This is a genomic window from Mesorhizobium sp. WSM1386, from assembly GCF_055901595.1.
In genome coordinates this window covers 1,457,475-1,471,995 of the sequence record NZ_CM148373.1, presented here as the reverse complement: position 1 = coordinate 1,471,995, position 14,521 = coordinate 1,457,475, and the positions used below count along the sequence as shown (strand labels likewise).

The 14,521-nt window shown below is 64.4% G+C and carries 11 protein-coding genes; 8 read left to right on the top strand and 3 right to left on the bottom strand.

The window, feature by feature from the left end; translation table 11 throughout:
* Positions 1–97: 97 nt before the first annotated feature.
* Positions 98–1,699, bottom strand: coding sequence for an inorganic phosphate transporter (locus AC0NIH_RS07215; RefSeq protein WP_473463035.1), 1,602 nt, complete (start codon positions 1,697–1,699; stop codon positions 98–100).
* A 94-nt stretch (positions 1,700–1,793) separates the two neighbouring features.
* Entirely contained in the window at positions 1,794–3,008 is a 1,215-nt protein-coding gene (locus AC0NIH_RS07210; protein ID WP_473463033.1) for an ROK family transcriptional regulator, read from the bottom strand.
* Positions 3,009–3,226: 218 nt separating this feature from the next.
* Between AC0NIH_RS07210 and AC0NIH_RS07205 the strand changes: the two genes are divergently transcribed.
* From AC0NIH_RS07205 to AC0NIH_RS07180, 6 genes are all read left to right on the top strand, one after another.
* Positions 3,227–4,465, top strand: a complete 1,239-nt coding sequence (locus AC0NIH_RS07205) for an extracellular solute-binding protein (protein ID WP_023763793.1) — start codon at positions 3,227–3,229, stop codon at positions 4,463–4,465.
* Between the two features lie 79 nt (positions 4,466–4,544).
* Positions 4,545–5,429 carry a carbohydrate ABC transporter permease gene (locus tag AC0NIH_RS07200; protein ID WP_473463030.1) on the top strand — a complete coding sequence of 295 codons (885 nt, stop codon included), beginning with the start codon at positions 4,545–4,547 and terminating at the stop codon, positions 5,427–5,429.
* Positions 5,429–6,274, top strand: coding sequence for a carbohydrate ABC transporter permease (locus tag AC0NIH_RS07195; protein ID WP_140780163.1), 846 nt, complete (start codon positions 5,429–5,431; stop codon positions 6,272–6,274). Before AC0NIH_RS07200 ends, AC0NIH_RS07195 begins: the two co-directional genes overlap by 1 nt.
* A complete protein-coding gene (locus AC0NIH_RS07190; RefSeq protein ID WP_473463027.1) occupies positions 6,271–7,293 on the top strand; it encodes an SIS domain-containing protein in 1,023 nt (340 codons plus the stop codon). Before AC0NIH_RS07195 ends, AC0NIH_RS07190 begins: the two co-directional genes overlap by 4 nt.
* Positions 7,293–8,231 carry a PfkB family carbohydrate kinase gene (locus AC0NIH_RS07185; RefSeq protein ID WP_473463025.1) on the top strand — a complete coding sequence of 313 codons (939 nt, stop codon included), beginning with the start codon at positions 7,293–7,295 and terminating at the stop codon, positions 8,229–8,231. The genes AC0NIH_RS07190 and AC0NIH_RS07185 overlap by 1 nt, the downstream gene beginning before the upstream one ends.
* Positions 8,218–9,303 (top strand): ABC transporter ATP-binding protein, encoded by a 1,086-nt coding sequence (locus AC0NIH_RS07180; RefSeq protein ID WP_473463022.1) that lies wholly within the window; start codon positions 8,218–8,220, stop codon positions 9,301–9,303. The genes AC0NIH_RS07185 and AC0NIH_RS07180 overlap by 14 nt, the downstream gene beginning before the upstream one ends.
* Positions 9,304–9,346: 43 nt before the next feature.
* On the opposite strand, the gene AC0NIH_RS07175 is transcribed toward AC0NIH_RS07180, so the two are convergent.
* Entirely contained in the window at positions 9,347–9,880 is a 534-nt protein-coding gene (locus tag AC0NIH_RS07175) for a TetR/AcrR family transcriptional regulator (protein ID WP_023763787.1), read from the bottom strand.
* A 145-nt stretch (positions 9,881–10,025) separates the two neighbouring features.
* On the opposite strand from AC0NIH_RS07175, the gene AC0NIH_RS07170 reads away from it, so the two are divergent.
* Both AC0NIH_RS07170 and AC0NIH_RS07165 read left to right on the top strand, forming a co-directional pair.
* Positions 10,026–11,375 carry an efflux RND transporter periplasmic adaptor subunit gene (locus AC0NIH_RS07170; protein ID WP_473463020.1) on the top strand — a complete coding sequence of 450 codons (1,350 nt, stop codon included), beginning with the start codon at positions 10,026–10,028 and terminating at the stop codon, positions 11,373–11,375.
* The gene (locus AC0NIH_RS07165; protein ID WP_023763785.1) at positions 11,372–14,455 is read left to right on the top strand and encodes an efflux RND transporter permease subunit; all 3,084 of its coding nucleotides are present in this window, start codon (positions 11,372–11,374) and stop codon (positions 14,453–14,455) included. The genes AC0NIH_RS07170 and AC0NIH_RS07165 overlap by 4 nt, the downstream gene beginning before the upstream one ends.
* Positions 14,456–14,521 lie beyond the last annotated feature (66 nt).

The following is a 14,521-nucleotide window of genomic DNA, read 5'->3' as shown; positions in this document are numbered from 1 at the left end:
TTCACACCCCCCTCTGTCCCGCCGACACATCGGAATGAACAAGCAAAGGCAGCGCCGGTCGCCGGCGCTGCCTTTTTTCTGAAAGTGCATGTTCCGCTCAGAACACCTGGCGGAAGACGATGAACAGCACGAAGGCGAGCGCGACCGAGCACGGCAGGGTCAGCACCCAGGCCAGCAGCAAGTTGCGCACCGTCGACCATTGCAGGCCCGAGCCGTTGGCGGCCATCGTTCCGGCGACGCCCGACGACAGCACATGGGTTGTCGACACCGGCAGGCCGAGCCTGTCGGCCATGCCGATGGTCACCATCGCCACCAGTTCAGCGGCCGCACCCTGGCCGTAAGTCAGATGGCTCTTGCCGATCTTCTCGCCGACGGTGACGACGATGCGCTTCCAGCCGACCATCGTGCCGAGACCAAGCGCCAGGGCGACGGCGATCTTCACCCACAACGGGATGAACTTCGTCGCGTTGTCGACCGCCTTGTGGTAGTCGGTGACCGCCTTGAGGTCGGCCGCTTCCATCGGCAGCAGCTTTTTCTTGTCGATCAGCTTGAGCGCCTCGCCGATCAGATAGATGTCGTTACGGGCGTTGCTGACCAGATCGGTCGGCACGTTGTCGACCGAGGCATAGGGCTGCAGCCCGGCGGTCGTGTTGTGGACATAGGTCTGCAGCGCCACGGTGGTCTGGTCGCTCCACGTCCGGGTGCGAACGGCATCCTGGACAGCGGCCTTGGCGTCGTCGACGGTGATGCCGGGCTTTGCATATTTGCCGAGCGCCGTCTCGACATTGACGGAGGCCGACTTGTAGGCTTCGAGGTAGTTGATGTCGGGCGTCCTGTTCAGCGCATAGGCCGTCGGCACCACGCCGATCAGGATCAGCATGATCAGGCCCATGCCCTTCTGGCCGTCATTGGAGCCGTGCGCGAAGCTGACGCCGGTGCAGGTGAAGATCAGCAGGGCACGGATCCACCAGGGCGGCGGGGCATTGCCCTTCGGCGCCTCGTAGAGCGCCGGATTGCGCACCAGAAGCTTCATCGCATAGAGCAGGATGGCGGCGGCGAAGAAGCCGACGATCGGCGACACCAGCAAGGTGGTGCCGACATTGGTCGCCTGCGACCAGTCGACACCGCTGGTGGCGCTGCCGGCCGGCGCCATGAACTGGTTGGCAAGGCCGACGCCGATGATCGAGCCGACCATGGTGTGCGAGCTCGAGGCCGGCAGGCCGAGGAACCAGGTGCCGAGGTTCCACAGGATGGCGGCAACCAGCAGCGCGAACACCATGGCAAAGCCCGAGGAGGAGCCGACCTGCAGGATCAGCTCGACCGGCAGCAGCGACAGGATGCCGAAGGCGACCGCGCCACTGGAGGTGAGGACCCCGAGGAAATTGAAGACGCCCGACCACATGACGGCGAATTCGGCCGGCAGAGAGCGCGTGTAGATGACGGTTGCCACCGCATTGGCGGTGTCGTGGAAGCCGTTGACGAATTCGAAGCCGAGCGCGATCAGCAAGGCAATGCCGAGCAGGATCCACGGCACGGTCTTGGCCACCGCCAGATCCTGGCTGAGCGCGTAGGCGACATAGACGATGCCGACCAGCACCAGCACACCGAAGGCGGGCAGGAACCACTTCGCGCCACCTGAATGATCCAGCGGATGCTCCGGTCTCGGAATACCCGCCTCGCTAGAAACTATGTCCACCATGTCCCACTCCTATTGCATTGCAGCAAAGAACTGGGAACGACGCTATGTCCGGACGATGAACCCTGTGTGACGCCGGGGTGGACCCCTGAAGCTCCTAGGCCGGGCCGGAGCTTGTCTTCAGGATTGCCGAAAACAGCGGGTCGAAGGCGCGGCTGATCGGCGCCGCGGCGGCGCCGAGCGCGATCGACCAAGGGTCGGTGGTGCCAAGCTGCAGGCGCGGCAAGGTCCGGCCCGGCCGGTCGGCGATCGACGGCAGCAGCGGATGCATCGCCTCGACCAGCCGGCGGGCCAGTGCTTCCGGCGCGCCGCTGGTCAGGATGACGGTCTGCGGATCGAAGATCGTCTCGATCAGATGCACGCTCCAGCGCAAATCATGCGCCGCGCCGTCGATCCAGGCCATCATCCCGGGGTTCCCGGCCAGGACCAGGGCGTTCATCTGCTCGTAGATATCGCTGTCCGCCGGGTTGAGGCCGAGATGCTGGTAGAGCGAGGCCAGCGATGCGCGATGTTCGAGCGGCGTCGAGCCGGGGCCGGCCGGCGACAGCAAGGCCATGCCGATTTCGCCGGCATTGCCGTGGCCGCCGCTGTAGAGTTCGCCATTGAGGATCAGTCCGGTGCCGATGCCGTAGCCGACATAGAGGCAGACCGCGTGATCGACGCCATGCGCCGCGCCGACGATGCGCTCCGCCGTCGCACAAGCGGCGGCGTCGTTCTGCAGGCCGACGTTCAGCCCCGTGCCCGCGGCCAGCCTCTCCAGCAGCGGAAACTTCTGCCAGGCCGGCATCATCCATTTGTCGTCCGAATCCTTCAGTCCGAAAGGGCCGGGCATGGCCACGCCGAGACCGACCAGCCGTTTCTCCGACTGCGAGGAAATCCCGGCCAGGTCACGCCGGACGCCGTTGATCAGGCCGAGGATCACCTCGACGCCCTTCGACGGCTCATCGAACGGCAGGTTCGCCTCGGCGCGCGCCAGCACACTGCCCATCAGATCGACCGCGACCGCCCGCGTCAGGTAACGGTCGATCTGCAGGCCAATGGCGAAGGCGCCTTCGGGAACCAGCCTGTAGGGTGTCGAGGGCTGTCCCCTGCCCTTGCGCACCGCATCGAGCGCCACGACAAGGCCGTCGCTTTCGAGATCCTCGATGATGTTGGAAACCGCCTGCTTGGTGAGCTGCGTCGCCCGCGCCAGGTCGGCGCGCGACAGGGCACCATTGAGACGCAACGCCTCGATCATCACACGGCGATTGTGCGCGCTGGTGCCTTCCTGATTGGTGCCGCTTTTGGCGCGGATCGGGCTGATGTCATCCACCGGCGTTTCCCCTCTTGACTCCATTAGAATATTGATCGACTAATTAAGTCAAGCGAGTTGACTTAATGCGAACCGATTGCCGCAAAACAAGATGGCCAGGGCCTCGGCCCGTCGCCACTGGGCAGCCGGTAGTCACCAGGTCACGCGACATGGATCCGGGAAGACGATGCGAAACATCCGCACCGCCGGCCCGTCAACGCCGGAAATGGGAGAAGAAGATGCTTAAGACAATCACCAAAACACTGGTCGGCGCGGTCTTCGCTGGCGGACTGTTCGTTCCGCACGCTTTCGCCGAAACCACGCTCAACGCGCTTTTCATGGCCCAGGCCGCCTACAGCGAGGCCGATGTGCGCGCCATGACGGATGCCTTCACCAAGGCCAATCCGGACCTCAAGGTCAATCTCGAATTCGTCCCCTATGAAGGCCTGCACGACAAGACCGTGCTCGCCCAAGGCTCGGGCGGCGGCTACGACGTCGTGTTGTTCGACGTCATCTGGCCAGCCGAATACGCCACCAACAAGGTGCTGGTCGATGTGTCGTCCAAGATCACCGACGACATGAAGAAAGGCGTGCTGCCCGGCGCCTGGACCACCGTCCGCTACGACGGCAAATATTATGGCATGCCCTGGATCCTCGACACCAAATACCTGTTCTACAACAAGGAAATCCTGGAAAAAGCCGGCATCAAGACGCCGCCGAAGACCTGGGAAGAGCTTGGCGAACAGGCAAAGATCATCAAGGACAAAGGTCTGCTGAAGACGCCGATCGCCTGGAGCTGGTCGCAAGCCGAAGCCGCGATCTGCGACTACACCACGCTGGTCAGCGCCTATGGCGGCGACTTCCTCAAGGACGGCAAGCCGGACTTCCAGAACGGCGGCGGCCTCGAGGCGCTGAGATACATGGTCGACAGCTACAAGTCCGGCCTCACCAACCCGAACTCCAAGGAGTTCCTGGAGGAGGACGTGCGCAAGGTTTTCGAAAACGGCGATGCCGCTTTCGCCTTGAACTGGACCTACATGTACAACATGGCCAACGATCCGAAGGACTCGAAGGTCGTCGGCAAGGTCGGCGTTGTGCCGGCGCCGGGCGTTGCCGGCACCAGCGAGGTTTCGGCCGTCAATGGCTCGATGGGCCTTGGCGTCACGGCTGTCTCGAAGCATCCGGACGAGGCCTGGAAATACATCGAGTTCATGACCTCGCAGGCGACGCAGAACCAGTATGCCAAACTCTCGCTGCCGATCTGGGCCTCATCCTATGACGACCCGGCCGTCACCAAGGGCCAGGAAGAGCTGATCGCCGCCGCCAAGCTCGGCCTGGCCGCGATGTATCCGCGTCCGACCACACCGAAATACCAGGAGCTGTCGACCGCGCTGCAGCAGGCAATCCAGGAATCGCTGCTCGGCCAGTCCTCGCCGGAAGACGCCCTGAAGACCGCCGCGCAGAACAGCGGCCTCTGAGACCTTTCTCCAGTTGCGGGCGGCCTAGTGCCGCCCGTGCTATGTCTGAAATCACCATGAATGAAGAGAGGCTGCTCTGATGTCGGGCACCTGGATGACCACCCGTGCGTGGTTGCTGATGCTGCCGCTGCTCGTGGTCATGATCGCCGTCATCGGCTGGCCGCTGGTCGATACGGTCAGCCTTTCCTTCACCAATGCCAAGCTGGTCGGCACGGGTGGCGATTTCGTCGGCTTCGACAATTACACGAAGATGCTGTCGAGCACGAATTTCACGCGCACGCTGGTCACCACGGCGCTGTTCGCGGTCATCTCGGTTGCCGCCGAAATGGTGATCGGCGTTCTCGCGGCCCTTTTGCTCAATCAGGAGTTCCACGGCCGCGCCGTCCTGCGTGCCCTGATGATCCTGCCCTGGGCGCTGCCGACGGTGGTCAACGCCACCCTGTGGCGGCTGATCTACAATCCTGAATATGGCGCGCTGAACGCGGCTCTCACGCAACTCCATCTGATCGACGCCTATCGCTCCTGGCTCGGTGAACCCGGCACGGCGCTGGCGGCCCTGATCGTCGCCGATTGCTGGAAGAATTTTCCGCTGGTGGCGCTGATTGCGCTGGCCGCCCTGCAGGCGGTGCCGCGCGACATCACCGCAGCCTCGCTGGTCGACGGCGCCGGGCCCTTCAACCGCTTCCGCTTCGTCATCCTGCCCTATCTCGCCGGCCCGCTGATGGTGGCGCTGGTGCTGCGCACCATCGAGGCGTTCAAGGTCTTCGACATTATCTGGGTGATGACCCGCGGCGGCCCGGCCAACAGCACGCGCACGCTGTCGATCCTCGTCTACCAGGAGGCCTTCTCCTTCCAGCGCGCCGGCTCCGGCGCGTCGCTGGCGCTGATCGTCACGCTGCTCGTGACGGTGCTCGCCGTCGCCTATGCGACGCTGGTGCGAAAGACCGCCGGGAGTGCCGCCTGATGGAACGCAAGAGCCTCGGCTTCACCATCTTCATCCACGCCTGCGCATTGCTGCTCGCCGCAATCATCCTGGCGCCCATCGCCTGGCTGTTCATCATGAGCATATCGCCGGCCGCCGACCTTGCCGCTAAGCCGCTGCGCTGGTGGCCGCAGGCCGCCGACTTCTCGCGCTACCGGCAATTGCTGTCGACCGCTGAAAACAGCGCCGGCGCCGCCTTCACCTCGTCGCTGCGCAATAGCCTGGAGATCGCCGGCATGGCGACGCTGGCGGCATTGGCCCTCGCCATCCCCGCCGGCTGGGCGGTGTCGCGCACGCCGGCGATCGGCTGGTCGCTGTCGATGGTCATCGCCACCTACATGCTGCCGCCGGTGGCGTTGGCCGTACCGCTCTATATGGGCCTGTCGCATCTCGGCCTGCTCAACAATGTCTTCGGCCTGGCGTTGGTTTACCTGACCATACTGGCGCCCTTCACCACCTGGCTGATGAAATCGGGCTTCGATTCCATCCCGCGCGAAATCGAGGCGGCGGCGATGATCGACGGCGCCGGCCTGTTCCAGACCCTGCGCATCATCACGCTGCCGCTCGCCGCACCGGTAATGGCGACCTCGGCGCTGTTTGCCGTGCTGCTCGCCTGGGATGAATTCTTCTATGCGCTGCTGTTCACCTCCGACCAGCGCGCCAAGACCCTGACCGTCGCCATCGCCGATTTGGCCGGCGGCCGTGTTTCCGATTATGGGCTGATCGCCACCGCCGGCGTACTCGCCGCTCTGCCGCCGGTGCTGATCGGCCTGGTCATGCAGCGGGCGCTGATTTCGGGCCTGACCAGCGGCGGTGTGAAAGGATGATGATGACTGCGACAAAAACCCGGCCGGCCGGACTGGCCGCGATCGACAGCGAAATGGCGCGACAGCATGCCGACGCGCGCACTTCGTTCGAACAGAACGCCGCGGTGGCGCAACAGGTCGCCGCCGCGATCGGGAAGACCGGACGCCTGCTTCTGCTCGGCATGGGTGGTTCGCATGCGGTTGGACGCGCTGTCGAGCCGCTCTATCGCGCGCTCGGCATCGATGCCCTGGCGCTGCCGCTTTCCGAACAGCTCGGCCAGCCCCTGCCGCTGGCGGGACGGACGGTGCTTGTCACCTCGCAATCGGGCGAGAGCGCTGAGGTCGTCAGGTGGTTTGCAGAGGCCGGCAGTACTGTCGATGTTTTCGGCCTGACCCTGGAAAGCACCTCCTTCCTGGCGCGCACGGTGCCTTGCCTGGTCGGCGCCGGCGGCACCGAATTGGCCTTTGCCGCGACCCGCAGCCTGACCGTGAGCTTCGCCTTGCACCTGGCCATCCTTGCAGCCCTCGGCGACGACCCGAATGCCGCGCTCGGCGCGCTGGACCAGCCGCATGACACGGACATCAAGCAGGCGCTCGCGGCACTGGAGAAGGTGACGACCATCGTCACCTCCGGTCGCCGTCTGCAGGGCGTTGCCGAGGCCTTGGCGCTCGGCCTCACCGAACTGTCGCGGTTGCCGTGCTTTTCACTCGAAGGCGGCCAGTTGCGGCATGGGCCGATGGAGATGCTCGGCCCGCGGATCGGCGTCATCCTGTTCCGCGGCAACGACCCGACGGCGGAACTGGTGACCGCCATGGCCACCTCCGTGGTCGAGGCTGGCGCGCCACTCGTCATCTTCGAGGCGTCGGGGCAACCACCCGTGGCGGGTGCCGTCACGCTTCCGTTCAAGCCGGCCTCCGGCATGGCCGCCATCTTTGCCATGCTGCCGGTCGCCCAGCGCCTGATGATGGCTTTCGCCGATGCCCGTGTCGACAATGCCGGCACGCCTGTCCGCACCACCAAGATCACCAGGAGCGAGTGATGCGACCGCTTTCGGTGATCGGCAACGTCAATGTCGACCTGATCGTCGGCCCGGTCGCGCCATGGCCGAAGGCGGGAACCGAGACCGTGGTCGACCATGACGAATTGCGCGTCGGCGGCCAGGCCGGCAACAGCGCACTGGCGTGGCAGGCGCTGGGCGTCGACTTCGCCATTGCCGCCAATGTCGGCGACGACCAGTTCGGCCGCTGGCTTCGCGAGGCTTTCGCAAGCCGCGCCGAAAAATGGCCGGTGCGTCCCGAAGGCACGACGCTGTCGGTCGGCATGACCCATCCAGACGGCGAACGGACCTTCTTCACCACCCGGGGCCACCTGCCGCGCTTCAGCCTTGCCGACGTGCTGTCCGTTTTGGATGGCAACGCGCTTTCTGGCGGCTACGCGCTGTTGTGCGGCTCCTTTCTGACCGAAGACCTGACGCGTGACTACGAGGCGTTTTTCGACTGGGCGGACGGCCACGGCATTGCCGTCGCGCTTGACACCGGTTGGCCGATCGACGGCTGGACCGAGGCCAACTGCGCCACGACAAGAGCATGGCTCTCGCGCTGCCACCTCGCCCTTTTCAACGAGGTCGAGACGGTGACGCTGGCGGCAACCCCAAGCCCGGTGGAAGCCGCGCGCGAAATCCGCTCCAGCATGCGGCAGGGTGCGACCTTCGTCGTCAAGCGCGGGCCGGAAGGCGCCATCGCCATCGGTCCGGACGGGAACCTCGTCGAAGCCACGGCACCCGATGTCCGCGTTGTCGACACGATTGGCGCCGGCGACGTCTTCAACGCCGCCTTCCTGGCGGCCCTCGCCCAGGAACGGCCGCTGTCCGCCTGCCTTCGCGCCGCGACGCATGTCGCTTCGCGCGCCATTTCCACTCTGCCCCGCAACTATGGCGGGCCGATGCATCTCGAGGAGCCCATGCATGAGCGCGCTTGAAATCCGCGGCATCCGCAAGAGCTATGGCAGCGTCGAGACGTTGAAGGGCATCGACATCGCGCTGCAGAGCGGCGAATTCCTGGTGCTGCTCGGCTCGTCCGGCTGCGGAAAGTCGACGCTGCTCAACATCATCGCCGGGCTCGCCGAAGCGACCAGCGGCGATGTGCTGATCGGCGGCCGCTCGATCCTCGGCGTTCACCCCAAGAACCGCGACATCGCCATGGTCTTCCAGTCCTATGCGCTCTATCCGAACCTGACCGTGCGCCGCAACATCGGCTTCGGGCTCGAGATGCGCGGGGTTGCGGCCGATGAGCGCGAGACGGCCGTGAACGAGGCGGCGAAACTCCTGCAGATCGAGACCTTGCTCGACCGCAAGCCGAGCCAGCTTTCCGGCGGCCAGCGCCAGCGCGTCGCCATCGGCAGGGCGCTGGTGCGCAAGCCGCAGGTCTTCCTGTTCGACGAGCCGCTGTCCAACCTCGACGCCAAGCTGCGCCTGGAAATGCGCACCGAGCTGAAGCGGTTGCACCAGATGCTGGAGACCACCGTCGTCTACGTCACCCATGACCAGATCGAGGCGATGACGCTGGCGACGCGCATCGCGGTCATGCGCGACGGCAGGATCGAGCAGCTCGGCACGCCGGAAGAGATCTACAACGAGCCGGCAACGCTCTATGTCGCGGGCTTTGTCGGCGCACCGTCGATGAACATGCTTCAGGCCATCGTCATCGGCGGCAAGCTGGCCGTTGCCGAGTCCGATGTGCGGATGCCTCTGCCCGCGCGCTATGCGAACGCGGCTCGCGAAGGCGCTCCGGTGATCGTCGGTATCAGACCCGAAGCGCTTCGCGTGGCGAGCGACACCGCGACGGAACTGTCGTTGCCCGTGGAGATCGAGGTTGTCGAATTGACTGGCCCCGAACTGGTCACGACGGCACGGATCGGCACGCAAAGGCTGACCGCTTGCCTGCCGCCGCGAGCCCGGGTCGCCAAGGGCGAAAAACACAGCCTCACCTTCGATGAAGCAGCGCTTCGCCTTTTCGACCCTTCGACAGGCAAGGCCCTGACAGCGGCCTGAGACAAGCCGCAGGGGGCAGCGCTGTCGGCTCGCACCGCCCCGACTATTTGGCGATCTCAAGCAGGGAGGAGACCAGCAGCTCCCGCTCGTCTTTCGACAGCACATCGGAATCGAAGAGGTTCATGCTGCGCAGCCCCTCGATTGCGAGATAGCAGACCAGCAGCGATTTGAGGTCTGATGTTTCGCCCTTCAGCCGTTCGAAAAGCTGGCGCTTGAACGTCTTGATCGGCGTCATGAAATCGGGATCCTCGGCGATCGCCGAAAAGATCCAGGAGGCCGAGGGCTGCTTTTCCTCGCAGTCATTGGCCGACAGCCTGATGTAGACGGCGAGCGGGTTTTTACCCTCGCCATTGCGATTGGCGACTTCCAACGCCCGCTCGAATTCGCGCAGATAGTCCTCGACCAGCCCCTGCATCAATTTGGCCTTGGTCGGAAAATTGTAGAGCAGCCCGCCTTTCGACACGCCGGCGCGGCTGGCGACGGCCTCCAGCGAGAGGCTGCCTGGCCCGGTTTCCCGGGCAACATCTGCCGCCGCGGCGAGAATCTTCTCGCGCGAATTCGGTCGTTGGGCTCTCATGGCGCCTCCCTTGGCAAGCTTAGGCCCAATTGACAAGACCGTCCAGACGGTACAGTAAGACCGCCGCTATTTGAAATCGGGGCCTGCAGTCGATATGTGTCCCGATGTCCGCGCTTTGCGCCGGATTTCGACTGAGGGGACTTCCTTGTTCAAGCGCATACTCCGTATCATTATCATCATTGCGGTCCTGGCCGTGCTCGTCATCGTGGTCGGCGGCATCGTCGGCTTCAACTTCCTTCGCGACAACGGCATCAAGCAGTATTTCGCCACCATGAAGCCGCCCGCGGCGACCGTGTCGACGACCATCGTCAAGCCATCGAGCTGGACGCCCGGCGTCGAGGCGATCGGCACCGTGCGAGCCGTGCGTGGTGTCGACCTAACGGTCGAGACCGCCGGCATCGTCAAGGAAATCCCCTTTCATGCCAACGAGAAGGTGGCATCCAATGCGGTGCTGCTGCAACTTGACGACGCCGTCGAGCGCGCCGATCTCGACGCGCAGAAAGCGCAGGCCGCGCTCGATCAGGTGTCGCTGAACCGCGCCCTCGAACTGACAAAACGCGGCGTCGGCTCCGACTCGACACTGGACAGCGCGCGGGCGGCGGCGTCCGCTTCGGCGTCCCAGGTCACCAGGCTCCAGGCCGTGCTCGAGCAGAAGCAACTGACGGCTCCCTTCGCCGGTACGGTCGGCATCCCGAAGATCGACCTCGGCCAGTATCTGTCGCCCGGCACTTCCGTTGTGACACTGCAGGATCTCGACACGATGCGGGCCGACTTCACGGTTCCCGAACAGGAGCTCCCGCTGCTCAAGATCGGCCAGACGGTTCGCTTGGGACTTGGTGGCGACGACAAGCCGTTTGCCGGCGCCATTCGCGGCATCGACCCCAAGATCGACCCGTCCAGCCGACTGGTGAACATCCGGGCGGAGGTCGCCAACCCCGACGGCAAGCTGACTCCAGGCCAGTTCGTGCAGGTGCGTGTCGAACTGCCCGAGGAGCAGAACGTGCTGATACTGCCACAGACGGCGCTGACCACCAGCCTCTACGGCGACTACGTCTTCGTCGTGCAACCGGCCAAACCGGCTGCGGCAGCGCCGTCCAAGCCGGAAGAAAAGCCTGCTGCGGCTACCGACAAGGCGGCGGATGCCAAGCCAGCGGATGCCAGGCCGGCGGACGCGATGAAGCCGGCAACCGATGCCATGAAGCCGGCCGCTGAAGCGGCCAAGCCCGCGGCCGATGCGGCTAAACCTGCCGACCAGCCCGCTACCGATGCGGCCAAGCCGGCTGCGGAAGGCGACAAGCCAGCGCTGGTGTTGTCGCAGGTCTTCGTCAAGCCCGGTCGCCGCAACCAGGGCATGGTCGAGATCGTCAAAGGGCTGAAGGCAGGCGACGAGGTCGTCACCGCGGGCCAGAACCGCCTCTTCAACGGCATGTCCGTCAACGTCGACAACACCATCGACCCGACCAAATCGGCGAACAAGCAGGCCGACCAGCAATGAGCTTTTCCGATCTCTTTATTCGCCGGCCCGTCCTTTCGACGGTCCTTGCCTGCATGATCCTGCTGCTCGGGTTCCAGGGCATCTTCAACCTGTCGATCCGGCAGTATCCGAAGGTTGACGAAACGGCGATCACCATCACGACCGCCTATCCGGGTGCCAGCGCCGACCTGATCCAGGGCTTCATTTCCGCCCCGATCGCACGCGCCGTCGCCTCGACCGAAAACATCGACTACGTCACCTCGTCCAGCCGTCCGTCGTCCAGCACCGTGACGGTGCAGATGAAGCTCGGTTCCAACCCCGACGTGGCGCTGACCGAAGTGCTGTCCAAGGTCCAGGGCGTGCGTGGCACCTTGCCGGATGCGTCCAAGGACCCGGTCATCGTCAAGGGCACCGGCCAGCAGTTCGCGATGATGTACATCTCGATGCAGAATCCGAACATGACGAAGGAGCAGCTGACCGAGTATATCGAGCGCGTCATCAGGCCCCGCATGTCGACGGTCGAAGGTGTCGCCGACGTGCAGATCTTCGGCGCCCAGGAATATTCGATGCGCGTTTGGATCGACCCGGTCCGGCTTGCCGCGCGCGGGGTGACGGCAGCGGAAGTGCTGGCAGCGATCAACAACTCCAACTTCCTGTCTGCGCCCGGAAACACCCAGAACGAATATGTCGTTTCCTCCATTACGGTGCGTTCGACGCTGCAGACGCCGGAAGCCTTCGCCGAACTGCCGCTGCGCTCGACCGACGGCAATGTGGTGCGGCTGCGTGACGTGGCCCGCGTCGAACTCGGCGCCGAGAACACCGACACCAGGGTCTCCTTCAACGGCAAGCCCGGCACCTTCCTCGCCATCTTCCCGACCCCGGCGGCCAACCCGCTGACCACAGCGGCCGCGCTCACCAAGCTTGTGCCGCAGATCCAGGAAACGCTGCCGAAAGGCATGACGATCGAGGTCGTCTACGACGCCACCGGGCAGATCAGCGCCTCGATCGACGAGGTGTTCAAGACCATCGCCGAGGCGGTCGCCATCGTCGTCGTCGTCATCCTTCTGTTCCTCGGCTCTTTCCGTTCGGTGATGATGCCGATCATCACCATCCCGCTGTCGCTGGTCGGCGTCTGTTTCCTTCTGTTCGCGGTCGGCTATTCGATCAATCTTCTGTCGCTGCTGGCCATGGTGCTGGCAATCGGCCTTGTCGTGGACGACGCCATCGTGGTGGTGGAAAACATCCACCGCCACATGGAAGAAGACCACATGACGCCCATGCAAGCGGCGTTCAGCGGCATGCGCGAAATCGCCTCCGCTATCGTCGCCATGACCATGACGCTGGCCGCCGTGTTCGCGCCGCTGGCTTTCACGGGTGGCTTGACCGGTGCGCTGTTCCGCGAATTCGCCGTGACGCTCGCCGGCTCGGTGGTGCTGTCGGGCGTCATCGCCATCACCATCACGCCGATGATGTCGGCGCGTCTCTTGAAGCCCGGCAACGCCGGCCGTTTCCAGCGCATCGTCGACGGCGTTTTCTCGCGGGTCGAGCATGTCTACGAGCGTGCCGTCACCGGGTCGCTGAACTATCGCCCGCTGACGTTGCTCATCGTGCTGGCGCTGGTCGGCGTGACCGGCTTCATGTTCACCAAGACCTCGAGCGAACTGGCGCCGGAAGAAGACCAGGGCTTTCTGCTCTCGCTCGTGACCGCGCCGGCCTATGCGACATCCGATTACACCGAGACCTACGTGAACCAGATTCTCGGCCTGGTGAGGGACATTCCCGAAACACGGGCGCAGTTCTCCGCCGTGGCCTTCGGTGGCACGACAAACAGCGCTTTCGTCGGCTTCGCCTTCAAGGATTGGGCCGAGCGCAAGCGCAATTCCAAGGAGCTGCAGGCCGACATTACGGCTCGTATCAACAAGGTCGCGGGCGTCCAGGCCTTCGTCTTCGCCCCGCCGACGCTGCCGGGCTCGGGCGGCGGCCTGCCGATCGCCATGGTGGTGCGCTCGACCGGCGATTCCTCGGAAGTGTACCAGCAAGCCGAGCAGATCAAGAACAAGGCACAGGCCTCGGGCCGCTTCATCGTCGTGCAGAACTCGATGTCTTATGATTCGCCGCAGGTGACGGTCACCATCGACCGCGATCGCGCCGCGGCCCTCAACCTGCCTATCGCCGATATTGGCCGGACGCTGACGCTGCTGGTCGGCGGCGCCGAAGTGGCGCAATTCGACCGCGACTCCAACAGCTACGACATCATTCCGCAGGTGCCGCAGGAATTCCGCGACAACCCTGAAAAACTCGGCCAATACTTCGTGCGCAGCGTGACGGGCGAGATGGTGCCGCTGTCGGCTGTCGTGAAAATCTCGAACAATGCCTCGCCGGCCGCGATCGAGCAGTTCAACCAGCTGAATTCATCGACGATTTCCGCGCTGCCATTGCCCGGCGTTACCACCGGCGATGGTTTGAAAGTGCTCGAGGACATCGCCAGGGAGAGCCTGCCCGACACCTTCTTCATCGACTACTCCGGCCAGTCCCGGCAGGAGAAGGAGCAGGGCAACACGATCCTGATCGCTTTCGGGGCTGCCGTCATCGTCATCTATCTGGTGCTGGCGGCGCAGTTTGAGAGCTTCCGCGACCCGTTGATCATCATGATGGCGGTGCCGCTGTCGATCTTCGGCGCCATCGTGCCGCTCAATCTGGGCCTCGGCACCCTCAACATCTACACGCAAGTCGGCCTGATCACGCTGATCGGCCTAATCACCAAGCACGGCATCCTGCTGGTCGAGTTCGCCAATCAGCAGCGCGAACTCCACGGCATGCGACGGCGTGATGCCATCATCGCCTCGGCCAAGGTGCGCCTGCGGCCGATCCTGATGACGACGGCGGCGATGGCGCTCGGCGTCGTGCCGCTGATCACGTCCAGCGGTGCCGGTGCCGCGGCCCGCTATTCGATGGGCCTCGTCATCTTCACCGGGATCCTGGTCGGCACCATGTTCACGCTCTTCGTCGTGCCCATGTTCTACACCTTCATCGCCAGCAAGGACCTGCCGCATCTGGCGGAAAAGCCGGATCCGAAGCTGATGCCGGCCCTGCCGGACTGATAGAAAAGCCGAAGAACAAAAAAGAGGCCGGAAAAATCCCCGGCCTCTTTTTTTGGCTGTGCTCAG